Source organism: Streptococcus caledonicus, from assembly GCF_042656225.1.
GTDB classification, from domain to species: domain Bacteria; phylum Bacillota; class Bacilli; order Lactobacillales; family Streptococcaceae; genus Streptococcus; species Streptococcus caledonicus.
Window position 1 is genome coordinate 1 of the sequence record NZ_JBHSOJ010000004.1, and the last position, 24,613, is coordinate 24,613.

At 39.2% G+C, this 24,613-nt stretch carries 24 protein-coding genes and 1 tRNA gene; 17 read left to right on the plus strand and 8 right to left on the minus strand.

All coding sequences use genetic code 11. The annotated features are described in order from the left end of the window. From ACFPQ3_RS00635 to ACFPQ3_RS00695, 13 genes are all read left to right on the plus strand, one after another. Nucleotides 1-384 (plus strand): phosphoketolase family protein (locus ACFPQ3_RS00635; protein WP_465269487.1); only part of this gene is annotated, 384 nt, incomplete at its 5' end. Nucleotides 385-454: 70 nt separating this feature from the next. Continuing rightward, entirely contained in the window at nt 455-1,408 is a 954-nt protein-coding gene (comGA, locus tag ACFPQ3_RS00640) for a competence type IV pilus ATPase ComGA (RefSeq protein ID WP_156806784.1), read from the plus strand. Beyond that, the gene (gene comGB / locus ACFPQ3_RS00645) at nt 1,320-2,363 is read left to right on the plus strand and encodes a competence type IV pilus assembly protein ComGB (protein WP_156806840.1); all 1,044 of its coding nucleotides are present in this window, start codon (nt 1,320-1,322) and stop codon (nt 2,361-2,363) included. The genes comGA and comGB overlap by 89 nt, the downstream gene beginning before the upstream one ends. Further along, complete coding sequence (comGC, locus tag ACFPQ3_RS00650; RefSeq protein WP_156806786.1) at nt 2,363-2,659, plus strand: competence type IV pilus major pilin ComGC; 297 nt, start codon at nt 2,363-2,365, stop codon at nt 2,657-2,659. Before comGB ends, comGC begins: the two co-directional genes overlap by 1 nt. Continuing rightward, on the plus strand, nt 2,640-3,047 hold the full coding sequence (gene comGD / locus ACFPQ3_RS00655) for a competence type IV pilus minor pilin ComGD (RefSeq protein WP_156806788.1): 408 nt from the start codon (nt 2,640-2,642) through the stop codon (nt 3,045-3,047). The genes comGC and comGD overlap by 20 nt, the downstream gene beginning before the upstream one ends. Continuing rightward, entirely contained in the window at nt 3,019-3,312 is a 294-nt protein-coding gene (gene comGE / locus ACFPQ3_RS00660; protein WP_156806790.1) for a competence type IV pilus minor pilin ComGE, read from the plus strand. Before comGD ends, comGE begins: the two co-directional genes overlap by 29 nt. Then, on the plus strand, nt 3,278-3,733 hold the full coding sequence (gene comGF, locus ACFPQ3_RS00665) for a competence type IV pilus minor pilin ComGF (protein ID WP_156806792.1): 456 nt from the start codon (nt 3,278-3,280) through the stop codon (nt 3,731-3,733). The genes comGE and comGF overlap by 35 nt, the downstream gene beginning before the upstream one ends. Next, nucleotides 3,711-4,157, plus strand: coding sequence for a competence type IV pilus minor pilin ComGG (gene comGG / locus ACFPQ3_RS00670; protein WP_198039927.1), 447 nt, complete (start codon nt 3,711-3,713; stop codon nt 4,155-4,157). The genes comGF and comGG overlap by 23 nt, the downstream gene beginning before the upstream one ends. Before the next feature lie 65 nt (nt 4,158-4,222). Next, on the plus strand, nt 4,223-4,414 hold the full coding sequence (locus tag ACFPQ3_RS00675) for a hypothetical protein (RefSeq protein WP_156806794.1): 192 nt from the start codon (nt 4,223-4,225) through the stop codon (nt 4,412-4,414). Between the two features lie 73 nt (nt 4,415-4,487). Next, nucleotides 4,488-4,691 (plus strand): type II toxin-antitoxin system RelE/ParE family toxin, encoded by a 204-nt coding sequence (locus ACFPQ3_RS00680; RefSeq protein ID WP_156806796.1) that lies wholly within the window; start codon nt 4,488-4,490, stop codon nt 4,689-4,691. Between the two features lie 237 nt (nt 4,692-4,928). Beyond that, a complete protein-coding gene (locus ACFPQ3_RS00685) occupies nt 4,929-5,870 on the plus strand; it encodes a class I SAM-dependent methyltransferase (RefSeq protein ID WP_156806798.1) in 942 nt (313 codons plus the stop codon). 70 nt (nt 5,871-5,940) lie between these two features. Beyond that, the gene (locus ACFPQ3_RS00690; protein WP_156806799.1) at nt 5,941-7,134 is read left to right on the plus strand and encodes an acetate kinase; all 1,194 of its coding nucleotides are present in this window, start codon (nt 5,941-5,943) and stop codon (nt 7,132-7,134) included. Nucleotides 7,135-7,224: 90 nt separating this feature from the next. Next, nucleotides 7,225-8,421 (plus strand): acetate kinase, encoded by a 1,197-nt coding sequence (locus ACFPQ3_RS00695; RefSeq protein WP_156806800.1) that lies wholly within the window; start codon nt 7,225-7,227, stop codon nt 8,419-8,421. 53 nt (nt 8,422-8,474) lie between these two features. Here ACFPQ3_RS00695 and ACFPQ3_RS00700 read toward each other — a convergent pair whose 3' ends face one another. The 3 genes from ACFPQ3_RS00700 to ACFPQ3_RS00710 form a co-directional block, all read right to left on the minus strand. Next, nucleotides 8,475-9,431: a S66 family peptidase gene (locus ACFPQ3_RS00700; RefSeq protein WP_156806801.1), complete on the minus strand. Its 957-nt coding sequence runs from the start codon at nt 9,429-9,431 to the stop codon at nt 8,475-8,477. A 210-nt stretch (nt 9,432-9,641) separates the two neighbouring features. Next, nucleotides 9,642-9,712: transfer RNA gene (locus tag ACFPQ3_RS00705), tRNA-Cys, on the minus strand. 54 nt (nt 9,713-9,766) lie between these two features. Continuing rightward, nucleotides 9,767-10,153, minus strand: a complete 387-nt coding sequence (locus ACFPQ3_RS00710) for a ribosomal maturation YjgA family protein (RefSeq protein WP_156806803.1) — start codon at nt 10,151-10,153, stop codon at nt 9,767-9,769. A 245-nt stretch (nt 10,154-10,398) separates the two neighbouring features. Here ACFPQ3_RS00710 and rpsB point away from each other — a divergent pair, with 245 nt between their 5' ends. From rpsB to ACFPQ3_RS00725, 3 genes are all read left to right on the plus strand, one after another. Beyond that, complete coding sequence (gene rpsB / locus ACFPQ3_RS00715; protein WP_121835576.1) at nt 10,399-11,163, plus strand: 30S ribosomal protein S2; 765 nt, start codon at nt 10,399-10,401, stop codon at nt 11,161-11,163. A gap of 339 nt (nt 11,164-11,502) precedes the next feature. Continuing rightward, a complete protein-coding gene (tsf, locus tag ACFPQ3_RS00720) occupies nt 11,503-12,543 on the plus strand; it encodes a translation elongation factor Ts (RefSeq protein WP_156806805.1) in 1,041 nt (346 codons plus the stop codon). Nucleotides 12,544-12,674: 131 nt separating this feature from the next. Next, nucleotides 12,675-13,820, plus strand: a complete 1,146-nt coding sequence (locus tag ACFPQ3_RS00725) for an MFS transporter (protein ID WP_156806807.1) — start codon at nt 12,675-12,677, stop codon at nt 13,818-13,820. 513 nt (nt 13,821-14,333) lie between these two features. Here ACFPQ3_RS00725 and ACFPQ3_RS00730 read toward each other — a convergent pair. From ACFPQ3_RS00730 to ACFPQ3_RS00750, 5 genes are all read right to left on the minus strand, one after another. Then, complete coding sequence (locus ACFPQ3_RS00730) at nt 14,334-14,804, minus strand: COG2426 family protein (RefSeq protein ID WP_156806808.1); 471 nt, start codon at nt 14,802-14,804, stop codon at nt 14,334-14,336. Nucleotides 14,805-15,201: 397 nt separating this feature from the next. Then, nucleotides 15,202-16,098 (minus strand): ROK family protein, encoded by an 897-nt coding sequence (locus tag ACFPQ3_RS00735; protein ID WP_156806810.1) that lies wholly within the window; start codon nt 16,096-16,098, stop codon nt 15,202-15,204. Between the two features lie 104 nt (nt 16,099-16,202). Then, entirely contained in the window at nt 16,203-17,642 is a 1,440-nt protein-coding gene (locus tag ACFPQ3_RS00740) for a 6-phospho-beta-glucosidase (RefSeq protein WP_156806812.1), read from the minus strand. Between the two features lie 20 nt (nt 17,643-17,662). Next, nucleotides 17,663-20,074 carry a glycoside hydrolase family 94 protein gene (locus ACFPQ3_RS00745; RefSeq protein ID WP_156806814.1) on the minus strand — a complete coding sequence of 804 codons (2,412 nt, stop codon included), beginning with the start codon at nt 20,072-20,074 and terminating at the stop codon, nt 17,663-17,665. Nucleotides 20,075-20,086: 12 nt separating this feature from the next. Continuing rightward, entirely contained in the window at nt 20,087-22,786 is a 2,700-nt protein-coding gene (locus tag ACFPQ3_RS00750; RefSeq protein ID WP_156806816.1) for a GH36-type glycosyl hydrolase domain-containing protein, read from the minus strand. A gap of 421 nt (nt 22,787-23,207) precedes the next feature. Here ACFPQ3_RS00750 and ACFPQ3_RS00755 point away from each other — a divergent pair, with 421 nt between their 5' ends. Further along, on the plus strand, nt 23,208-24,581 hold the full coding sequence (locus ACFPQ3_RS00755; protein WP_156806818.1) for an ABC transporter substrate-binding protein: 1,374 nt from the start codon (nt 23,208-23,210) through the stop codon (nt 24,579-24,581). The last annotated feature ends 32 nt before the right edge of the window (nt 24,582-24,613 follow it).

Genomic DNA, 24,613 nt, shown 5'->3' on the forward strand with positions numbered 1-24,613 from the left:
CTCCGTTCACCAAAAGTGGATCCACGAGGTTTGTCAGATGAAGTGTTTAACAAACTCTTCACAACGGATAAGCCAGTTATCTTTGGTTTCCATGGCTATGAAGGGATGATTCGTGACCTCTTCTTTGACCGTGCCAACCATAAGGTTTATATCCATGGTTACCGTGAAAATGGCGATATCACAACGCCATTTGATATGCGAGTGATGTCAGAGATGGATCGCTTCCATATTGCCAAAGATGCGGCCCAAGCTGTACTAGGAGATAGGGCGTCAGCCTTTGCCCAAGAAATGGACGAGAAGGTTGCTTACCATACCGCTTACATCCGAGAAAACGGAGATGACATCCCAGAAGTCAGGGATTGGAAGTGGGAGAATATTAATTAAAACACAAAAAATCTTGTCCTTGCGGCAAGATTTTTTTGCGTCCTTACGAATAGTTAGGTAAGGAGGCGTTATGGTACAAGAACTTGCAAAGGAAATTATCCAAAAGGCGGTAGAGTTAGATGTGCAGGATATTTATCTGTTACCTAGGGAAATTGATTATGAACTTTATATGCGAATTGGTGATGAGAGACGCTTTATGGGAGAGTATGACAGAGACAAGATGGCGAGTCTTATCAGTCATTTTAAGTTTGTATCTGGTATGAATGTCGGTGAAAAGCGGCGTAGTCAGCTTGGTTCCTGTGATTATGAACTCAATAGTGAGGAGAAAGTTAGTCTAAGGTTATCAAGTGTGGGTGACTATCGTGGTCAAGAAAGCTTGGTCATTCGTATTCTTTTTAGCGGACGGATTGAGCTCAAATACTGGTTTGATGGGCTTAATAAGCTTAAGGAAAAATTATCTGGTCGAGGGCTTTACCTTTTTTCGGGCCCCGTTGGAAGTGGCAAAACTACCTTGATGCATCAGTTGGTCGCTGAACGTTTTTCAGGCCAGCAGGTCATTTCCATTGAAGACCCTGTAGAAATTAAAGACCCCTCCATGCTTCAGTTACAACTCAATGATAGTATTGGCATGACTTATGATGCTTTGATAAAGCTGTCGCTCCGCCATCGACCAGATGTTCTGATTATTGGTGAAATTCGTGATAGTGAAACGGCGCGTGCGGTTATCAGGGCTAGTCTAACAGGAACCGTTGTCTTTTCAACCATTCACGCTAAAAGTATTCCAGGAGTATATGCTAGATTATTAGAATTAGGGGTATCACCAGAAGAACTTCACAACAGTTTACGAGGGATTGCTTATCAACGTCTCATCGGGAAAGGAGGGATTATTGACTATGCCCAAGACCATTTCCAAAACCACAAGCCAGACCAGTGGAATGACCAAATGGATCAGCTGGTTGCAGACGGACATCTCACTTTTGAAGAAGGAAAAATCGAAAAGATTACGGCTGAAAGACCAGCGTAAGGTTATTCAGCTCTTCGCTAATCTGATGAGCGCAGGTTTTAACTTAACTGAAATGGTTAGTTTTTTAGAGCGGAGTCAACTGCTACCGACCAAACAAATCAAACAGATGCGGCAAAGTTTGCTGAATGGCCGTGGTATGGCAGATATGTTGGTAGAGCTAGGTTTCTCAGATGAAGTGGTGACCCAGCTTTCCTTGGCAGAAATCCACGGTAACACCCTAACAAGTTTGCAAAAAATTGATAGCTACCTTGCCAATCTCACCCAGGTTAAGAAAAAATTGATTGAGGTAGCGACTTATCCAGTGATTTTACTTAGTTTTCTCGTTCTGATTATGCTAGGATTAAAAAACTACCTTCTACCTCAACTGGAAAATGGCAACTGGGCAACGACCCTCATTAGCAATTTCCCTGTTATATTTCTAGGAACATTTTTGGCGGTTCTGATTTTTATTTTCGTGACTCTTTTCATAGCGAAAAGACAGAGTCGCCTAAAAGTTTGGAGCTTCCTGTCACGGTTTCCTTTTTTGGGAAAAGCGGTGCAGCTTTATCTAACGGCCTATTATGCTAGAGAATGGGGAAATCTTATCGGACAAGGAGTGGAGTTGGCACAGATTACCCAACTCATGCAAGAACAGAAGTCTCTGCTATTTCAAGAAATTGGAAAAGATATGGAAGAAGCTCTCTTATCAGGACGTGATTTTCATCAAAAAGTGCTTGATTATCCCTTTTTCTTACGGGAACTCTCTCTCATCATCGAATATGGTGAGGTTAAATCCAAGCTGGGAAGCGAGCTAGATATTTTTGCTGAGGAGACTTGGACAACCTTCTTTTACAAGTTGACTAAGAGTACACAAATCATTCAACCAATAATCTTTATTTTTGTCGCACTGATGATCGTTATGATTTATGCGGCCATGCTATTACCAATGTATGAAAATATGGGAGGATATTTTTAATGAAAAAACGATTTCAAAATCTTAAACACGCAACCGTACAAGCTTTTACTCTGGCAGAAATGTTAGTGGTCCTTTTAATCATCAGTGTTTTGATGCTCTTATTTGTACCAAATTTAACCAAACAAAAGGATGTCATTCAATCAAAAGGGAATGCTGCTGTGGTTAAAGTAGTTGAAAGCCAAATGGAAATGTACAAGTTGGAGCACGATCAGGCTGCTAGTGCTGAAACGTTGGCAGAGAAAGGTTACATTACACAAGATCAATTGAAGGCCTACAATGCTAAGAAAAACTCTTGAAGCATTTACCTTATTAGAAAGCCTTATTAGCCTTTTAATCATCAGTTTTCTAGTCATAACTCTTTCGGGATCGGTTCAAGGCATTTTTCAAGATGTAGAAGAGAAGTTGTTTTTCCTCTCTTTTGAAAATCTCTACTGTGATAGCCAACAGTTAGCTGTGGCACAAAAGAGTGACTTACAGTTGACACTAACCTCACAAGAGATTAGTAATGGGATAACCAAGCTCTCTCTACCTCAAAGCGTCAGCCTTTTAGAAGAAAAAACAATTGTATTTGATGTAAAAGGTGGCAACCATAGTTTGACTAAGATTAATTTTGCAACTGCTGATAAAACAATCACCTATCAGTTGTATCTAGGGAGTGGTAAATATCAAAAAACGACACGTTAAGGCTTATATTTTGCTGGAAAGCTTAATAGCATTAGGGGTTCTTGTCACCATTGTAGCTTTGGTTCTCAATCAGATTAATCGCAATCATGAGCACCTCATTAAGAGACTTCATGAGCAAGAGGTTTTAATGGTAGCGACAATGGCGGTGCAAACTAAACAGTCTCATTTAACCCTAAATGGTGTATCGGTTGATGTAGTCAGAACAAAGGCGGGGCTTTTGGTAACAGAAAATGGAAAAGAGGTTATTTATCTTGAGAAAAATTAAGTTACCTGCCTTTACGCTATTAGAATGTTTAGTTTCTTTATTAGTTATTATTGGGTCTGTGCAAGTTTATCAAGGCTTGACGCAGGTATTATCCAGTCAAGTTCATTACTTATCGGATAAGCGTCAGGAAGAATGGCTTCTTTTTTGCCAACAATTACAAGCTGAATTTGAAGGTGCAAAAGTGATAAAGCTTGACAACAATAAGCTCTACCTGTCTCAGAGAGGTCAGCGTTTAGCCTTTGGTCAATCAAAAAAGGGTGACTTTCGAAAGACAAATGCTAATGGGAGAGGCTATCAACCTATGATTTTTGGATTGAAGAGCTCAGCTATTTCCCAAAATGGTAATCTAATAACGATCAATTTAACCTTTGAGGGAGAGTTAGAAAGGAGTTTTATCTATGCTTTTGAAAAAGAAAGTTAAGGCAGGAGTGCTCCTCTACGCCCTGTTGATGTCTGCTATCTTTGCTCTACTTTTGCAGTTTTATCTTGGCCGAGTGCAGGCAGCAGAACGCCAGAATCATGTTCAACTATCGGCAGCCAAAGCCTACCTAATCGCTCAATTGACCGTGGATGAGGCTGATGAGAAAAGCGGTGCATTAACCTTTAATCAAGGACGTAGTACCTGGAAGCGCAAGGGAGATAAGCTAGAGGTTTCAGTTATCTTATCAGATGGTCATGTGTATCGCTATGATTTTATAAAAGCTGAAGAAAAGAAATCAGAAGTTTCTAAAGAAGATAAAGTGATAGTATCAGACATAGAGACAAAAAAACAAGTTGATATATCAATAGATGAAACTATTCAAGAGAAAAGTGACCCTTTATCAGCTATGAATAATTCTGAGTAAAGGCATGTTTGACAATTAAAAAAATAAGAATACACTGATATCAAACGTGTACGGGAGAAATTAAAATGTCAGATAAAAATATAACTTTCGAGATGGATTCGGATACTTTAGCAATAGCAAGCAGTATTTTGGCAGAAAATGACTACAGTGTTACAGGTGCTATTAGAGTATTTTTGCAACAAGTTGCCCTTACAGGAAAAGTGAATTTACCTACCGAAGAAGAGATTGAAAAGGTGGCGATTTTTTACCAGTTATAAACAGAGATAAAAGATGGCATTGTTTCCTATGAGCGTGGAGAATGTAAATCTTTGGCAGAAGTGAGGTCGAAATTTGGTATATGAGATTATACTTACTCCAAAAGTTGAACAAAAACTTTTTGATATCCAAGATTACATAGCTGAACATTTTTCGCAAGCTTCTGCAGAAAAGAAATTGATTGAAATAGTGGAAAGCATCTCTATTTTGGAAGTTGTCCAGAAGGAGGTTTCAATGCGGATGAACGCTATGGGAGGAAGTTTGATTCTCGCTTTTTGACCAGAGGTTTGATATTGAGAAAAGATTATATCATCTTATATTTTGTTGATGAGACTAATAAAAAAGTTGTTGTTACTCACCTGTCCTCTACTAAAGAAAATCCTATTAAGTTATTCAAGTAGGGAAAAGAAAGAGACATAAAACGAAGGTTGTTCAAAAAAGAAGTGAACCTTCACTAGATACCAATAATAAGCGGGAGATTTTGTCAATCTCTGGCTTTTTTGATATCATAGAACCATGAATTTTGAAAAGATTGAAACAGCCTATGAGCTGATTTTGGAAAATATCCAACTGATTGAAAACGACCTTAAAACTAATATCTATGACGCTTTAATTGAGCAAAATAGTTTTTATCTTGGTGCTGAAGGGGCAACTGAAATGGTTGCTAAAAATAATGAGACGTTAAAAGCACTTGACCTCACACAGGAAGAATGGCGCCGTGCCTTCCAATTTATCTTTATCAAGGCTGGGCAGACAGAAAGTTTGCAGGCAAATCATCAATTTACGCCAGACAGCATCGGTTTTATCCTACTCTTTTTAATGGAGACCCTGACAGATAAGGAACAACTTGATGTCATTGAGATTGGTTCGGGAACAGGTAACCTTGCTCATACGTTAGTGACTAATAGCCGTAAACAACTAGATTATATGGGGATTGAACTGGATGATTTGCTGATTGACCTTTCTGCCTCAATTGCAGATGTCATGGGGTCTAGCGTCAGTTTTGTTCAAGAAGATGCTGTTCGCCCCCAAATCCTAAAAGAGAGCGATGTCATCATCAGTGACCTTCCTGTTGGCTATTATCCCAATGATGAGATTGCGCGCCGCTATACAGTAGCTGCCACGGCGGAACATACCTACGCCCACCACCTTCTGATGGAACAGTCGCTTAAGTATCTAAAAGCTGATGGCTTAGCATTGTTTTTAGCCCCAACTGACCTTCTGACAAGTCCTCAATCTCCTCTTTTGAAAAAATGGCTGAGCGGATATGCCAGTGTCCTTGCTGTCATCACATTACCTGAGACTCTCTTTGGACGAAAAGATAAGTCTAAAGCTATCTTTATTTTGCAAAAGCAGAGCAGTCAAACAAGAGAAGCCTTCGTCTATCCTATAACAGATTTACAAAATCAAGATGTTATAGTAGAGTTTATGACAAAATTCAAAAAATGGTCGGAGTGACTATGTGAAATTTGAACAAGAATGTGATAGAATAAAAGCAAATCTAGTAAAGAGGTAAATGAGGTAAAACATGTCAAAAACAATTGCAATCAATGCGGGAAGTTCAAGCCTAAAATGGCAACTTTATGAAATGCCAGAAGAGGAAGTCTTGGCATCAGGACTAATTGAACGTATTGGATTAAAGGATTCTGTTTCAACAGTTAAATTTGCTGGTAAAAAAGAAAGTGAAACACTTGATATTCACGATCATCATCAAGCCGTGAAAATCCTTTTAGATGATCTTATCCGCTTTGAAATTATTGCTAACTACGATGAAATCACTGGTGTTGGTCACCGTGTTGTTGCTGGTGGTGAGATTTTTAAAGAATCAACAATCATTGGTGAAAAAGAAATCTTAGAGATTGAAGCACTGAGTGCTCTTGCTCCTCTTCACAACCCAGCTCATGTTGCAGCGATTCGTGCTTTTGAAGAAGTCTTGCCAGAAGTGCTTAATGTTGCTGTTTTTGACACGGCTTTCCATACAACGATGCCAGCAAAAGCTTATCGTTACTCAGTGCCAAAAGTCTACTATACTGAAAATCAAGTTCGTAAATACGGTGCACATGGAACAAGTCATTTCTATGTGTCACAAGAAGCAGCTAACTACCTTGGTAAACCTGTTGAAGAGTTGAAAGTGATTACAGCTCACATCGGAAATGGTGTCTCAATTACTGCTGTGGATGGTGGTAAGTCTGTAGACACCTCAATGGGCTTCACACCACTTGCAGGTCCTATGATGGGAACACGTTCAGGTGATATTGACCCGGCCTTGATTCCTTACTTGGTGGCTGAACGTCCTGAATTGGCAGATGCAGCAGCTGTTGTTAATGCTTTAAACAAAGAATCTGGATTACTTGGTATTTCTGGAAAATCAAGTGATATGCGTGATATCATTGCAGGGTATGAATCTGGCGATGAAGATGCAACGCTTGCTTTTGAAATGTACATTGACCGTTTGAAAAAATATATCGCTCAATACTTTGGTGTCTTAAATGGTGCAGATGCACTTGTCTTTACAGCTGGTGTTGGTGAAAACTCTGCTCCAGTTCGTCAAGCAGTTGTTGAAGGATTGACATGGTTTGGTATGGAACTTGATCCAGAAAAGAATGTCTTTGGAGCAGTCGGTGAGATTTCAACAGCTGATTCTAAAGTCAAAGTTTTGGTTATTCCAACCGATGAAGAACTTGTGATTGCGCGTGACGTAGAACGCCTTAAAACAAAGTAAGTATTAAAATTAGCAAAAAGCTCAGTTGTCAGGACTGGGCGTTTTTGCTATAATGAAAATAAAAGAAAACGTTTACGGAGAGGTGATTTGATGTCAAAAACAATTGCAATTAATGCTGGGAGTTCAAGCCTAAAATGGCAACTCTATAAAATGCCAGAAGAGGAAGTGTTAGCTGCCGGTATCGTCGAACGCATTGGGCTCAAAGATTCGATTGTGACTGTAAAATTTGATGGTAAAAAAGAAACGCAAATCTTAGATATTGCAGACCATATTCAAGCAGTTAAAATCTTACTTGATGACCTTATTCGTTTTGAAATTATTGCAAGTTACGATGAAATTACAGGTGTTGGTCACCGTGTTGTAGCGGGTGGTGAAGACTTCAAAGAATCTGTTCTTATTGATGAAGACGCTCTTTTGAAAATAGAAGCATTATCAGCACTCGCACCGCTTCACAATCCAGCTAATGCAGCAGGTATTCGTGCGTTTAAGGAAGTTTTACCAGATATTATTTCTGTAGCAGTCTTTGACACAGCTTTCCATACAACGATGCAGCCCCATACCTATCTTTATCCGATTCCACAAAAATATTATACGGACTACAAAGTGCGTAAGTATGGTGCACATGGAACCAGTCACTATTATGTGGCACAAGAAGCTGCAAAATATCTTGGACGACCATTAGAAGAATTAAAACTCATTACAGCTCATATCGGTAATGGTGTGTCAATCACAGCTAACTATCATGGTCATTCTATTGATACTTCGATGGGCTTCACACCGCTTGCGGGACCAATGATGGGAACACGTTCTGGAGATATTGACCCTGCCATTATCCCTTACTTGGTTGAGCATGACCCAGAGCTTAAAGATGCAGCAGCAGTAGTGAATATGCTCAATAAACAATCAGGACTTCTAGGGGTATCAGGATTTTCAAGTGATATGCGTGATATTGAAGATGGCCTTCAGCGTAAGGATAAAGATGCAGTACTAGCTTACAATGTTTTTGTTGATCGTATCAAGAAATTCATCGGTCAATACCTAGCTGTGTTGAACGGTGCGGATGCCATTGTCTTTACAGCTGGGATGGGAGAGAATGGTCCCCTAATGCGTCAAGATGTTATTGAAGGATTGTCTTGGTTTGGTATGCATATTGATCCAGAGAAGAACGAATCTCGTGGTATCTCAGGCGATATTTCAACGCCAGATTCAAAAGTGAAAGTTCTTGTGATTCCTACTGACGAAGAATTAGTGATTGCGCGTGATGTAGAGCGCTTAAAAAATCAATAAAGAAAAAAGGTTAGCTGATGTTTATTGCTGAACTAAGCTAACCTTTTCTTATGTCAATGAGTTTTAAACTCGATTGATTGTTTTTGAGTATTAATACTAACCTCTCCACCAATAGTGATGGTAAAAAGTGGTTGAGTGTGGGCAAAGTCTAGGTCATACATAACAGGTACCTGTTTCAAGATAGGGTGTTTGTCAAAAATGGCCATTAAAATCTCCTGTGTCATCTCAGTTTCTTTAGGGAAACGGCCAAAGAGGACTGCCTGAGGATTTGGATAAGCCTGTAAGATGGCTGTGAGATGACGGAGAATAATCACATAATTATCATCTTCAGCTTCTTCTAGAAAGAGAACGTATTTATCAGGTTTTGGAGCATACTCTGTTCCTGTCAGAAGGTTCAGTGTTGAAATGTTGCCACCGATAGCTGTTCCAGAAGCTTTGCCATGATTATAAACCTTCCATTCGGTTGGGAAAAAGCTGCGCGGTAAACTTGGGTCGTACCAAGCATCGCTAGACCATTCGGTACTTGGTGTTAGAGCGTATTGTGACTGAGTAACAGCGTTTAGCCACATCTTACTTTGATACTCCTGGCCCTGTTGCATTTTGAAACTTGAGTAGCTTGGCCCCATATAGGTCTGCATACCAGTTTTAGCGTAGATACCATTGAGCAGGGCCGTTGTGTCAGAATAACCACAGAAAATTTTAGGATTCTGAGCAATTACATCGTAGTTAAGATACGGTAGTAACTCGTTACAGTTGAATCCACCAATAGTTGTCATAATAGCATCCACTGTCGGATCTGAAAAAGTAGCTTCCAAATCAGAGACGCGACTTTCAATTGACGATGAAAAGAAGATGTCGTTTTCGAAATAATTTTCCGAAAATGATAGTCTAAATCCTAATTCTTCAAGTTTTTCTTTGGCAGCTAAGTTAGCCTCAAATCCACCAAGACGTTCGATAGAAGATGACGGACTGACAATACGAATGTGATGACCTTTGGCTAATGTTTTCATAGCAACCTCCAAAAAGATTTTAGACTATTGTAGCAGAATCACTCTAGATTGCAATAGAAAAATGAAGATATTAAGAAAGTGGTTTACTCTTGTCCCAAATTCGCCCCAAATTATTTCAGAAATTAACCCAATTTAACCCAACAGAAAATTAAAAAAGCCTGTAAAATCAGGCTTTTCATTCGGTTAATTCCTGTTAATTCAGGTGCTGAAAGGCGGTAGACGGATTTGAACCGACGATCAAGCTTTTGCAGAGCCGTGCCTTACCACTTGGCTATACCGCCATAACAAAGAATATTCTACCTTAAAATCGCTTTCCCGTCAAGAGGTAAAATCGGTTAAAAATCCTTAATTCCTTTTCGATGAGCCATCTTATCAAGTGAAAAGATCAGAAAAACACCCAAAATATAGGCGATAAGGTCACTAATTAGAAATCCTTGTCCTAGAAAAAGATGACCTAGAGTAGTGGTACGAATAGTATCTAGCGGAGCCCAGTTCACAAGTTGTGAAAATTCCACAATAAAAGATACTCCAAGGGATATAAGGGCAGTAGCCTCTGGCTTTATTTTTGTGAAAAAAAGTCGAAAGCCAAGATAGACTGCTACAGCCCAGAGAGAGTCGCCAATCCAAAGAGGAATAGTGCTGATTTTACGGCTGAGCAGCCCCAAGAAAATAATCGCGACGAGAGTTATGAGGTAGAAAAAACGAGTTTTAAAAGTTGTCATAAGATTATCTTAACGAAGTTTGACGAAAAAGACAATTTTAAACTAGAAAAGTCGAGAGAAATGACGCTAAATTGCCGGAGAAATTAGCGTGTCTTGGCTTGCTTTTTAAAGATACTTTTGATAGAATATAATGGTTGTCTAACAACAAATACTCATCTTAGACCAATTGTGGTCTTGTTGCCGCAAGGTTGGGCTGCAAGTCGAAGTCTGAGAGAGGCAAAAACATTATAAAGGAGAAACTACTCATGGCAGTAATTTCAATGAAACAATTGCTCGAAGCTGGTGTTCACTTTGGTCACCAAACTCGTCGCTGGAACCCTAAGATGGCTAAATACATCTTCACAGAGCGTAACGGAATCCACGTTATTGACTTGCAACAAACTGTAAAATTAGCTGATCAAGCTTACGATTTCATTCGTGACGCAGCAGCAAACGATGCAGTTGTTCTTTTCGTAGGTACTAAAAAGCAAGCTGCTGAAGCAGTTGCTGAAGAAGCTGCCCGTTCAGGTCAATACTTCATCAACCACCGTTGGTTGGGGGGAACTCTTACTAACTGGGGGACAATCCAAAAACGTATCGCTCGTTTGAAAGAAATCAAACGTATGGAAGAAGAAGGTGTCTTCGAAGTTCTTCCTAAGAAAGAAGTTGCACTTCTTAACAAACAACGCGCACGTCTTGAAAAATTCTTGGGCGGTATCGAAGATATGCCACGTATCCCAGACGTAATGTATGTTGTTGACCCACATAAAGAGCAAATCGCTGTTAAAGAAGCTAAAAAACTTGGTATCCCTGTTGTAGCGATGGTTGATACTAACGCTGATCCAGATGATATCGATGTTATCATCCCAGCTAACGATGACGCTATCCGCGCTGTTAAATTGATCACTGCGAAAATGGCTGACGCTATTATCGAAGGTCGTCAAGGTGAAGATGCAGAAGTATCATTCGAAGAAGAAGTAGCATCAACTGAATCAATCGAAGAATTGGTAGAAGTTGTAGAAGGTAAATAAGTAACAAAGGACTCTCGTCCATGAACAATTTAGCCAATATGCTGAATTGTAAAACTTGAACCAACCCAAGAGGGCAGAGCGTTCCTGCTCTGCCCTCTGTTTTATTAAACATGTTAAGGGCAACTTTGTCGCCCAAGAGCTGACGACGCCTAAATTATAGAATCGTTAGCAGGTCGAGCAATTGCTACTCTGTGGTTAAAGTAAAGTTAGCTTGGTTAACCTTGCAGGCAAATCTGGAGACCTTAAGATCTAGATTTAGCCGTGAAAGCGCAGGTTTGCTAGCGTGTCGGACCACTTAAAAGCAAATTGCAAAAAATAAATTTTATAGGAGAAAAAAACATGGCAGAAATTACTGCAAAACTCGTTAAAGAATTGCGTGAAAAATCAGGTGCCGGCGTTATGGACGCTAAAAAAGCACTTGTAGAAACTGACGGTGACATCGAAAAAGCAATTGAGTTGCTCCGTGAAAAAGGTATGGCAAAAGCAGCTAAAAAAGCTGACCGTGTTGCCGCTGAAGGTTTGACTGGTGTTTACGTTAACGGTAACGTTGCAGCAGTTATCGAAGTTAACGCTGAAACTGACTTCGTTGCGAAAAATGCTCAATTCGTTGAATTGGTAAACGAAACAGCTAAAGTTATCGCAGAAGGTAAACCAGCTAACAACGAAGAAGCACTTGCTTTGACAACAGCAACTGGTGAAACACTTGAAGCAGCTTACATCAATGCAACTGCAACAATCGGTGAAAAAATCTCATTCCGTCGTTTCGCTCTTCTTGAAAAAACTGACGATCAAGCATTCGGTGCTTACCAACACAACGGTGGACGTATCGGAGTTATCTCAGTTATTGAAGGTGGCGACGAAGCACTTGCTAAACAAGTATCAATGCACATCGCTGCAATGAAACCAACTGTATTGTCATACACAGAACTTGACGAGCAATTCGTTAAAGATGAGTTGGCACAATTGAACCACAAAATCGAGCAAGACAACGAATCACGTGCTATGGTTAACAAACCAGCACTTCCATTCTTGCAATATGGTTCAAAAGCTCAATTGACTGACGAAGTGATTGCTGCTGCAGAAGAAGCAATCAAAGCTGAACTTGCTGCTGAAGGTAAGCCAGAAAAAATCTGGGACAAAATCATCCCAGGTAAAATGGACCGCTTCATGCTTGACAACACTCAAGTTGACCAAGCTTACACACTTCTTGCTCAAGTTTACATCATGGATGATAGCAAAACAGTTGAAGCTTACCTTGACAGTGTAAATGCTAAAGCAGTTGCATTTGCACGTTTTGAAGTTGGTGAAGGTATCGAAAAAGCTTCAAACGACTTTGAAGCAGAAGTTGCAGCTACAATGGCAGCAGCTCTTGGAAACTAATTTAATTAGAGTTTACAAATGAAAAAGCAGGGAAACCTGCTTTTTTCATTGTGACTGATGAGTGTTATCAAGTTGTGCTCACTTGAAATAAGTTACATGCTACTAGAGCACAGGTAGCAGCTAGTGGTGTTATGAAAGAAAAGGTTTGGTTAAAAATTTCCTTGTTATCTGTTTCACTCTTTATCATGTCCCATTTGGCCATAGCGCCAGCAATTCCCAAGATCTATGCTTTTTATCAGGTTAAGGGTGCTGGAGTTAGCTTGGCGTCTGTGGAAACTTTGGTGACCATCCCTGCTATGATGATTATGGTAACCGTTGTTTTGGGAAATGTTATTGTAACAAGAATTGGTAAAAAGAAAACAGTTGAGATAGGTTTATTTCTTATCCTGTTATCAGGTATTGTGTCATTTTTAGCGAGTGAGTTTAAGCTTGTTTTACTTGGTCGTTTGCTTCTAGGTGTAGGAATAGGGCTTTATAATCCTTTATCTATTACCATGATTAGTGATTATTTCCAAGGGAGTCAGCGAGCTAGCCTCATAGGGCTACGGACAGCTACGATGAATGTCGGAAAGACTCTGACTACCCTCATCGTAGGTTACGCTATGCTAATGGGCACATCCTATATTTATTTAGTTTATTTTCTTGTGATTCCCGTTTTTCTCCTTTTCCGTCATTTTGTGGAAGAAGTACCGCTTACAGAGCAAAAATTATCTAAACTTGTCATCTTTGATAGACGTGTTATCCTGTGGATGCTGATTACCTTCTTCATTGGAGTGGCTTACATTGGCGCAACCATCAAAATTCCAACCTTATTGGTGACGCATTATGGCTACGATGAGCTGATCTCAAGCTATATTTTGACGCTTTTAGCCTTTAGTGGGATTTTAGCGGGACTCTCCTTCGGTTTTTTAGCGAAAAAAATGGCAGAGCAGACCTTGAATTTTATGCTTGCTATGATGTTAGTAGGTAATCTCTTCTTTACCGTTAGCAATCATATGATTTTCTTCTATGTAGGTTCAGTTCTGATTGGTTTTAGTTTTGTCGGTGGCATGTCTGCTATCTTTGACGCCATCGCTAAAAGCTACCCAATAGAGCAAATCAATTTCGTTACCAGCATGGCGATTACAGCTGGAAATGTTGGTGCCATCATGGCCCCTATTTTGTTAACTAAAATGGTTTTGTTCCTTTCTCTAGAAAGCTATCTTACGCCGTTTTACATTACCGCAGTGATGATGGCGATTGGCTTATTCTGCTATAAAACTGTTAAGAGGAAATAAGAGATAAAATGATAGGAGCAGAGATGTTCCGTTTCAGTATAATATCTTGGATTGAGGCTGGGTAAAAAGCCTTAAAAATAGTAAATGGCTTAGAGTAATGTCGTCAAAAAACGTTGATTCTAAGCCATTTTATTTTGTTCAAATTTCAACAGCAAGGCTGAGATTTGAGTTTTTATCCAGCCTTTTTTATACTTAACAAAAATCAAAAATTACTTTTTTTTCTTAAAAGTGTGGACGCAAGCAACTTCCTACGGAGTTTCATTGCTATTTTTTGAGCCTAGGTTTCAAAAAATCCGTTCTTATCAAGAGTTTACTCTTGATAAGAATACCACTGTAACGAAAGAAACATGTTAACCTCACTTCGTTCGGTGGTCTATCAATGATATTAGTAGTTCTAAAATGCTAATTTTGATTTTGGATGAGTATTATAACAAAAAAACATGGAAAGTTTTGTCTTTCCATGTGGATTGTCAGTGATGATATGTTTTTTGCTCTGCTATGTTCCAAAATAACTTAATGGCTGAAAGTGTTTAGTCCAAAGATAAGAGATAGGCTGCCCATGATGATACCAGCCAAGATAACGCCCAGCATGACAGCAAAAACGCTGCGCTTAAAATCCCAGTCAAGGATAGACGCTGCAAGGGTTCCTGTCCACGCTCCAGTTCCTGGAAGTGGAATACCTACAAAGAGTAGGAGTGCCCAAAAGATACCTTTACTACCAGCAACTTTTGACAGTTTTTCGCCACCGCTGTGCCCTTTTTTAAGACACCAAGTAAAAAAGTTACCAATGTAAGGTTTATCAGTTCCCCATTCTAAGACTTTACGAGCAAAGAAGAAGATAATAGGGACAGGGAGCATATTGCCGATAACTGAAATCGCTAACGCCTGAGAAAAGGGAATGCCAGAAGCAATACCAAACGGAACAGCTCCTCGGAGTTCAATGAGAGGAATCATTGAAATGAGAAATGTCAATAGATAATTCATAAAAATAGGAATAACCTTTCTGAGTAATACCTATCTATTGTAACTTATCAGAGGATTGAGGGCAAGTATTTAGTTGTAGGGAAAATGAAGAGGCTCGCTAGTATAGTGACATCTAAGAAAAAGAAAAGACCTAGACTTTTATGAGTTTTAGGTCTTTTAATGACAACTAAATTGTCGCTTATACTTAACAAAAATCAAAAATTATGTTTTTGCTTCTTTCTAAAAAGGTGCGGACGCAAGCAACCTCTTACGGAGTTTTATTGCTACTTTTTGAGCCTAGGTCTCAAAAAGTCCGTTCTTATCAAGAGTAAACTCTTGGTAAGAATACCACCGTGGCGAAAGAAGCTCTGGAAAATCAATCCATTTATTGGTTCTTGATTTTGGATGAGTATTAGCCTTAAGGATTTTCTAATAGTTGATAAAGTGCTCCATAGAGATTTGCATCATTGCCAAAGTGAGCTGGGATGATTGATAGATCAGCTACATTCATACTTAAGAGTGGAGAACCTTCAATGACAGTGTTAAATTGTTGATTGATTTCTTCAATCAAAAGTGGTTGTGAGCTAATACCCCCTCCGATAGCATAGGTTGTTAGGTCGAAGAAAGCTTGGAGGTTTAAGATGAGATAGGCAATCTGGCGACAGTAATTTTGGAAAATAGTCTGAGCCTCCTCATGACCACTTTTCAAGGCTTCAAAAGCTAGTTGACCATTTTTTAGGTCGTCGTTGCCTACAGCTTCATTGATTTTTGAAATCATGAGAACTGCTGATCCGATAAAGCCAACCATTTTTTCAACTTCTGGCTTACTAGCTTCCAGAACAGAAAGGCTGAGTTCTCCAGCCTGAAAATGAGGTCCCATGCGCAGCTTACCATCTAAAATAATGCCTCCACCGACACCTGTACCAAGTACGATAACAGCAGCGTCTTTAGCTCCTTGCAGACTTCCTAGCCATAGTTCTGCTAGAGCGGCTGCTTTGGCATCATTTTGGACACTAGCTGGAAGATTGTATTTATCTTTAATAACTTGTTTCAAGCAGAGCTGGTCAAGATAGGTTAAAGCTCCTCCGAAATAGATGGTCCCTGTTTCAGTATCTACCTTACCTGGCACGCTAAAAGCAACACCAGTGATGCGTTCGTGATACTGGTCAATGATGCTATAAATACTTGTCAAAAACTCTTCTAAAGAATGTTCAGGAGTCGGTAATTTATCGGAAGATATCAGCTTGCCATCTTCCTGCATAAGAGCATATTTGATATTTGTTCCGCCAACATCAATGGCTAAATAATATTTCATGAGTGAGTTACCATCTCCGATAAATAAAGAGCAGTCACAAGGTCAGTGATTAACAATTAAACATGATTGTGATAGGATTCTTTAGTCGGTTTTTCCTTTCAATATTAGTTTACATCAGTTCCATTTGTAGCAATGACTTTTTTATACCAGTCAAAGGATTTTTTCTTAGTTCGTTTGAAAGTACCAGTACCATCGTTATTACGATCTACATAGATGAAGCCGTAACGTTTTGACATTTCCCCAGTACTTGCAGCGACAAGGTCAATACATCCCCAAGTTGTATAGCCTATCAATTCAACACCATCTTCATTGATAGCTTGATTCATCGCAATGATATGATCTCTCAAGTAATCAATTCGGTAATCATCTACAATATAACCGTTTTCATCAGGGGTGTCAATAGCACCAAGACCATTTTCGACGATAAACATTGGTTTTTGGTAACGATCCCAAATGGCATTTAAAGTGATACGAAGTCCTAATGGATCAATTTGCCATCCCCATTCAGAAGCTTTGAGGTATGGATTTTTGACAGAGGCAAAAACGTTGCCTTCTGTTTGTTCGACATTTTCTGGATCTGTAGAAACAACACGACTTGAGTAGTAAGAGAAAGAAACAAAATCGACAGTGTGTTCTTTCAATAAGATTAAGTCTTCTTCTGTCATTTCAATATTAAGACCTAATTTTTCAAATTTCTTCTTAGCATAGTTAGGATACTCTCCACGAGCTTGAACATCAATAAAGAAGTAATTTTCGCGATCTTCTTGAAGGCTTGCCCAAACATCTTTTGGATTGCAAGTGTTAGGGTAAAATTGCCCAGCAGCAAGCATACAACCAACTTTGTTTTCAGGGGCAATTTCGTGGGCAATTTTTGTTGCCAAGGCTGATGCAACTAATTCATGGTGAGCTGATTGATACTTGATTTGATTTGCATCTTCGTGTTCTTCAATATAAATTCCAGCTCCCATAAAAGGTGCGTGAAGAATCATGTTAATTTCATTAAAGGTCAGCCAATATTTCACTAGACCTTTATAGCGAGTGAAAAGTACGGTTACTAAGCGCTCGTAGAATTCAATAAGCTTACGATTACGCCAGCCACCGTAGTGTTCAATCAAATGCATTGGGCAGTCGAAGTGAGTAATGGTTACTAAGGGTTCGATACCATATTTGTGGCATTCTTTAAAGACATTTTCATAGAATTGGAGCCCTGCTTCATTTGGTTCTAGTTCGTCACCTTTAGGGAAGATACGTGACCAACCAATTGACATACGAAATGTTTTGAAGCCCATTTCTGCAAATAGGGCGATATCTTCTTTGTAGCGGTGATAGAAATCAATAGCTTCTTTAGCTGGATAAAGGTATCCTTCTTCAAATTGATACATTTTTTTCTGACCGGTGATAATTGAAAAACGATCTTCACCGATTGGTACGACATCAACGTTAGCTAGACCACGTCCATCAACGTTATAAGCACCTTCGCATTGGTTGGCTGCAGTTGCGCCACCCCATAGAAAACCTTTTGGAAATTCTAGATAAATTGTCATGTTAACTCCTCATTATGTGATTAAAGTACGAGTGTGATAGTGTTATCTGCTTGAAGAAGCTCTTCTGGTAAATAAGCTTCATTTAGCTCTTGTCCATTGAGTATTAGTTTAGTAAAACCAGATTCTTTATGATTTGGATTTTCCACTGAGATATGAAGTGTTTTACCGCGGAACGTTTTTTCAATAGTGAATTGCTCCCAATCTTTTGGAATAGCTGGTGCTAGTTTTAATCCACCTAAATCAGGTCGGAGTCCTAAGATTCCCTCTACACATCCTACCATAATAGTTGAAGCTGTTCCTGTTAACCAATGTACGTGAGATTTGCCATGATTTGGGCTGGCTGGGCCTTCTGTAAATTGACCATAGCAGTACGGTTCTAATTGGCGAATATCAGCTTGATCATTTTGTGCTGCGGGAGCATTTTCCATAAAGTAGGTGAAGGCACGTTCTCCTTTACCTCGTAGGGCCTCGGCTAGGATTAACCAGCCTTGAGATTGAGAGAAGACACCGGCATTTTCTTTGTTACCTTGATTATAAATGACAGCTAGAGCACCCTCAAAGGCATGCTTATGATAAGGTGGATCCATTAGAATAGCACCGTAGTTGGTGTTGAGACGATTAAAGACATTATCCATAGCGAGTTCCGCTTGCTCTTCGCTTGCTAAGCCGCTAATGACTGCCCAACTTTGTGGATTGAGCCACATGTTTGCTTCTGGAGCTTGGCGTTCACCAATACGCTCTCCGGCTTCGGTATAACCGCGGACGAAGCGATCTTCATCCCAACAAAGTTCTTGGATTTTTTGTCCCATGGCTTCTTGTTCTGCTTCAAGAAACGCTAGGTAAGTTGTATCATTTTTTTGTTTTGCAAAAAGAGTTAGGATGCGTAGTGCATAGTAATATTGTAGAGCGACAAATGATGATTCTCCTTGTGCACCTAAGCGTAAACAGTCATTCCAATCTGCGTGGAGACCGGCAGGCATTCCATGAGGGCCAAGGTTATCCATTGAAAATTGAATTGCAGCTTTTAAATGCTCATAAACAGTGGCTTCCCCCTTATTAGCATAAGGAATAATCTCATCTAAGAAAGAGATGTTGCCCGATTCAGTGATGTATTTGTAGACTGTTGGGAAGAGCCAGAGAGCATCATCAGCACGATAGGCAGGATGTCCGGTTTCTTGCACATAGGAAGCATCGTCTGGTGTGTCTTCATGTCCAGGATTGTGGGTGAATTTTACTAATGGGAGTCCCCCGCCGTTGTCAACTTGTGCTGAGAGCATAAAACGAATTTTATCAGCTGCCATTTCAGGAGCTAGATGAATGATTCCTTGAATATCTTGGACAGTATCACGGTAACCGTAACCGTTACGTAGACCACAATAAATCAAAGATGCTGCGCGTGACCAAATAAAAGTCATATAGCAGTTGTAGGCATTCCAAGTATTGATCATGGTGTCAAAGACAGGACTAGGTGTCTTAACTTGTAAACCTTCTAAGCGGTTATTCCATTCAGAGCGAAGTTCTTCAATTTCAAAAGTGACAGATTCTTTGGCATTCTCGTAACTTTGGATGATAGCTTGCGCCTCGCGAGAAGATTTTTCCCCAAGGACAAATACTAATGTTTTGCTCTCGTTTGGTGCCAGTGTCACCTGACTAGCTAGGGATCCGCAAGCATTTTCGTTATAGTTGTTTGTATTTCCAAGATTTCCTGAAGTGACACCGACTGGCTCATCATAGCCATTGTAGCGACCTAAGAAAGCTTTTTTATCGCCACAATAAGAAGTAATAGGGTTACCTGCTAAGCCAAAAAAGCGCTCAGTAACATTTTTTTCATCAACTTGTTCATCTTCTTCTAATGTATTGAGGTTACCATGAATTTGTTGGATGATACGGTTATCTTGAAATTGTGTTCTTGAAATGAAGAGCGAGTATTGGAGGTTGACCTGGTCTTGTTCGTAGTTGCTGTGGTTAGTAAACTCGGCATAGCCAGTCAAGGTTAGGTTACGAATTTGATTGGAATTATTGGTAACTTCAATTGCCCAAACTTCATAACTTTTATTTTTTGGAACATAATAAGTTGTTTCAGAATGGATGCCAGCATAATCAGCGACCATTTTGGTATAACCAAGACCGTGATGGCACTTACTGATATAGTCCGTTAAGTCTTTGCCAACAGGTTGCCAAGAAGCTGACCAAAAATCTTTGCTATCATTATCACGAAGATAAATGTAGCGACCAGGTTGGTCGAAGTTGTTAAAAACATAGCGTAGGATACGTCCATTGGCACCAGACTTAGCAAAACTGTATCCTCCTGCATTGTTAGAAATGATTGCTCCGTATTCAGGAGATCCTAGATAATTGACCCAAGGTGTAGGTGTATCGGGTTTATCAATAATATATTCGCGATTGATATCGTCAAAATAACCATATTTCATGAGAGTATTTCCTTACTGTAATGTTATTGTGATGTGATGATTTGATTCATCTAATGATTGTAATTTTTCTTTAGTGATGAAAGCGAAGGTGTCGTCAGTAATAGGAAGTTGTTCTTCGTCACAGACAGCTGAAGTAATAACATATTGACCAAATTCCTTACGATTAGGATTATCATAGGTTATTTCTAGAGTTTTTCCTGCAAATTGAGCGACGATGGAAGCTTTTCCATTTTCATCGAACTGTTCGGCCAATAGTTTAGGATAGAGGATTAAATCTCCAGTTTTACCTTGGACACCGAAAACTTCAGTAACCATAGTCAACATGTACCAACTCGCTGCACCAGTTAGGTAGTGATAAACTCCGTGTCCGTCAGCACGGAAGTACTCAGGGATGCCTGGGTAGATGCGACTCGTTTCAAAGTTTAAACTTGTATCAGCTAATGATTTTAAGGCTTTCCATCCTTCTTTGACAAAACCACGTCGGTAGAGAGCGTTGGCATACATAACTGTCATATGGGAGAATACTGCCCCGTTTTCTTTTTCACCATAAGCGAAACCGAACATGCGACCTAAATCAGTTTTGATTTCTTTAAAATCTGTATTGAGACGATAGCCACCAATTTCTTTACGATAAAGGTATCGGTCAGCACTGGTGGTGATTTTCTTGATCTGATTTTCCGTAGCAACATAATTCATGATACTGAAGACTTGTCCTGTCAGCATCATATGTTGTCTATCATTATAATAGCCATCAGTGGCTTTGCCATTATTGTCGTAATAACTGTTGTACCAACCTTCTTCATCATTGAAATCTATCCATTCCCTTTCTTGTAAAGAATGGCGGAGCCAATTAGCTTTTTGGATGAGGTTTAATGAAATCTCTGATAGTGACATTTTAAGTTTATTGCCATTGACCTTGTGCTGACAATTTTTAGTGTAAACTTCTAAAATCTGATGTTTACGATCAATTTGATTGTAAATTTCAGTATCATTTTTTAAAAGAAGGCCAATTTCTTCAAGAATTTCTACAGATTCAATACCGGTTTTATTTTCTAGTAATCTGATTAGGGAAGCTAATTCCATCAAATTTCCAGAATAAGCAGCAGTAAATGCGACACTTTCTCCATTTTCATTTGCCATATCTAAAGCGTCGTTCCAGTCAGCACCTCGGAGACGATAGATATTATGTTGACCAACTTCATAAAAACCTGTTAGGTGTTGAATTAAGAGATGTTCTAGGATACTTCCAGTATAGATATCATCTGTTGTAGTGCGTTGCTGATTGCCATACTCATCATTCCATAGACTGTCAAAGGCAGTTCCTCGTTTGATGTGAGGATCTTTAAAGTAAGAAACTTGCTTGTTTAAGATAGAGATATCGCCAGTTTGATCGATATAAAGCTTAGTTGTCATCAAGGGCCACAAAGCATGATCCATCCAGACACGGCTAATACCATTTCGATCAGCTAAAAATTCTCCTTGTTTCTCCCCGATAATAGTAGCATTTGTTCCATCAAGTCGAACCCCTTTGAAATTGTTAACAATCATCTCACCAACATCTTTTGGTTCCATGAGTAACAGGGATAGGCAGTCTTGCCAAAGGTCACGCCAACCGCGACCACCACGTCCATAATCATGGTGTGGAAGGAAAGAACAGCCAAAGATACGGCGTAGATAAGGTTGGAAACAAACCCACTTCATAAATCGGTTAAAATCTGTATCAGCGGTTTTGAAATTTACCGAAACTTTGTCTTGCCAATAAGTTTTTGTTTCCTTTAATGCAGTCTGCACAATTTCTAATGAATTGTAAGTGTTTTTGATTCGATCAATAGTCTGTTCACCATCACTGATGCCGAGAAGCAAGATAAAGTTTTTGGTTTCGTTAGGAGCGACGTTAAATGTTTCAAAACGAAATGCTCCCATAGCTTCGCGGCCGTCGCAAGTGTAACCTGCAGTAACTCCTGTTTCATTTTCAAATAACGAACGAGGGTGAGTAAAGCTTCCTCCTTCTCCGATAAAACTTTCAACGGTAGGGAAAAATGTTTTAGGAGTATTTCCGACGTCATCAAATCCCATAACGTAGTAGGTTTGATGGTTTAGGCGGTGTCCTCTTTCATCAAATGACATCGTAGGTGTTACATAAATACCTGCTTTGTCTGTCCGTATACGATGGAGCATGGATGTCACATTTCGATGATCACGTAAATTATCCGCGCTACGACCAAAAATAGGAATTGCTGCTGTAGCAGTTAACTCTTGTGGAGTGGTAGCAGTATTTGTAATGGAAACCAACATAAACTCGAAGGTCTCATTAGTTGGGACAAAAGAAGTTGTTGTAGCTTTAAGATTGAGATCAGACAGTTCCCGTTCTAATTGATGCCACATAAATCCTGCGTGAATGCGACTTTTTTCTTGAGTTTCACTGAATTTTTGAGCTTCTTGAGAAGCGGAAGTTCCAGTTATAGAAGCAAATTTCCCATCAGTAGTTTTAACCCAAAAATTTCTAGTTGAACGATTATTATGAAGATTATCTACACTTACAGGTTCTAATAAGAAATGCTCTTGATTGATTTTTGCATCTCCACCTAAGTTAGGAGAGATTGCACTTTTCAATCCAGCCTCTGATGCAAGAGGAAAATAGAGAGAGCTAATGCTTTCTGGTTGACAAATGGTAAAGTCTCCATTGTCATTAGTGAATGTCAATGGCTTCATAAAAACTCCTTATCTGTTTACTATTCTATATGATAATTTATTGTAAAAAAAAAACGATTACATAAAAAATAAGAAAGAGTAAAAAAATATCATAATTATGACATGTTTTAATTTTTTGTTAAGCTAGATATCCGCAATGTTCAAAAAAATAAGATGTTTTTTTAAAATTATTATAGAAGAAAAATTAATATACCCATTATCAAACGCTTACATTTCTTAAAAAATACGTTTTTGAAGTGATTTTAGGAAAATAGGAGTAAAAAAATAATGTGGTGAAAATTTTTAATAAAAATATCAAGAGAGGTCAAAAATGTGGTATTTTTTTCAAGAAAGTAATATAACGTCCAGCTGAGACAAGATATAATACAAGTACAAAAAACAACAAGGGGCAAAGCCCTCGGAAAAAAAAGGAGTAAATCTCATGAATAAAAAAGTAAGCGCTTTTATCGCTATAGCTCTTGCAGCTGGATCTTTAGTTGCTTGTTCTTCAAACCCAGGAGGTTCTTCAACTAGTTCTAGTGAAGAAGGAAAAGTCATCAATATCTATTCTTGGAATGATGAATTCCGTCAACGTGTCGAAGCTGTCTATCCGGAAGTAAAAGAAACTTCAAAAGACGGTACGGTGACTACTCTTAAAGATGGTACAGAAATTCACTGGATTGTAAACCCTAACCAAGACGGTGTTTACCAACAAAAATTGGATGAAGCTCTTCTTAACCAAGAATCTGCAGATGCTGATAGTAAAGTGGATATTTTCTTGTCAGAGACAGACTATGTTAATAAATATTCTTCTAAAGAAGCAGGTGCTGCCATTCCATTGAAAGAACTTGGCATTGACCCAGAAAAAGATTTAGCTGATCAGTATGAATTCACAAAAGTAACAGCTTCTGATGAAGACGGTGTTCAACGCGGGTCAACATGGCAAACAACACCAGGTGTCATCGTATACCGTCGTGATATTGCTAAAGATGTGTTCGGAACAGACGATCCTACAGTAGTTGCAGACAAAGTGAAAGATTGGGATACAATGGCAGCAACTGCCAAAGAACTTCAAGCTAAAGGTTACTTTGCATTTGCTTCATCAGCAGATACCTTCCGTCTGTATGGTAATAGCATTAAGGAACCTTGGGTGAAAAAAGGTGAAACAGTTCTTAATGTGGCGCCAGAAATTATTGATTGGGTGAATGATTCTAAGGAATGGTTAGATTCTGGTTACTTTACAAAGACTGTAAAAGGACAATGGACTGACGAATGGAACAAAGAAATGGGTTCAAAATCTAAAGTATTTGCCTTTCTCTTCCCTGCTTGGGGTATTGACTTCACTCTCAAACCAAACTGGGATGGTGAAGCAGGTGCTTGGGCAGTGACAACTCCTCCACAAGAATACAACTGGGGTGGTTCTTACATCCATGGTGCTGTGGGTACAGACAACGCTAAACATGTTAAAGATATCATCCTTGCATTGACCGGAGATAAAGACAATCTGCTTAAAATTTCTAAAGATTATCTTGATTTCACAAATACAAGATCAGGTATGCAAGAAGCTGCTAAAGATGATAACTTTAAGTCAGACTTCCTTGGTGGACAAAATGCCTTTGAATATTTCGCACCTGTTGCTGAAAACATTGAAATTGCCCCATTATCACCTTATGACCAAGGTTCTGTAGAATTGATTCAAAATAACTTTAACGATTACCTACAAGGTAAGGTAAGTTTTGAAAAAGCGAAATCAAACTTTGAAGTTGCCATTAAAGAACGCTATCCAGAAATTACGGAAGTGAAATGGCCTGAATGATCAAGATCTGCGGTGTATTACAGCACCGCGGT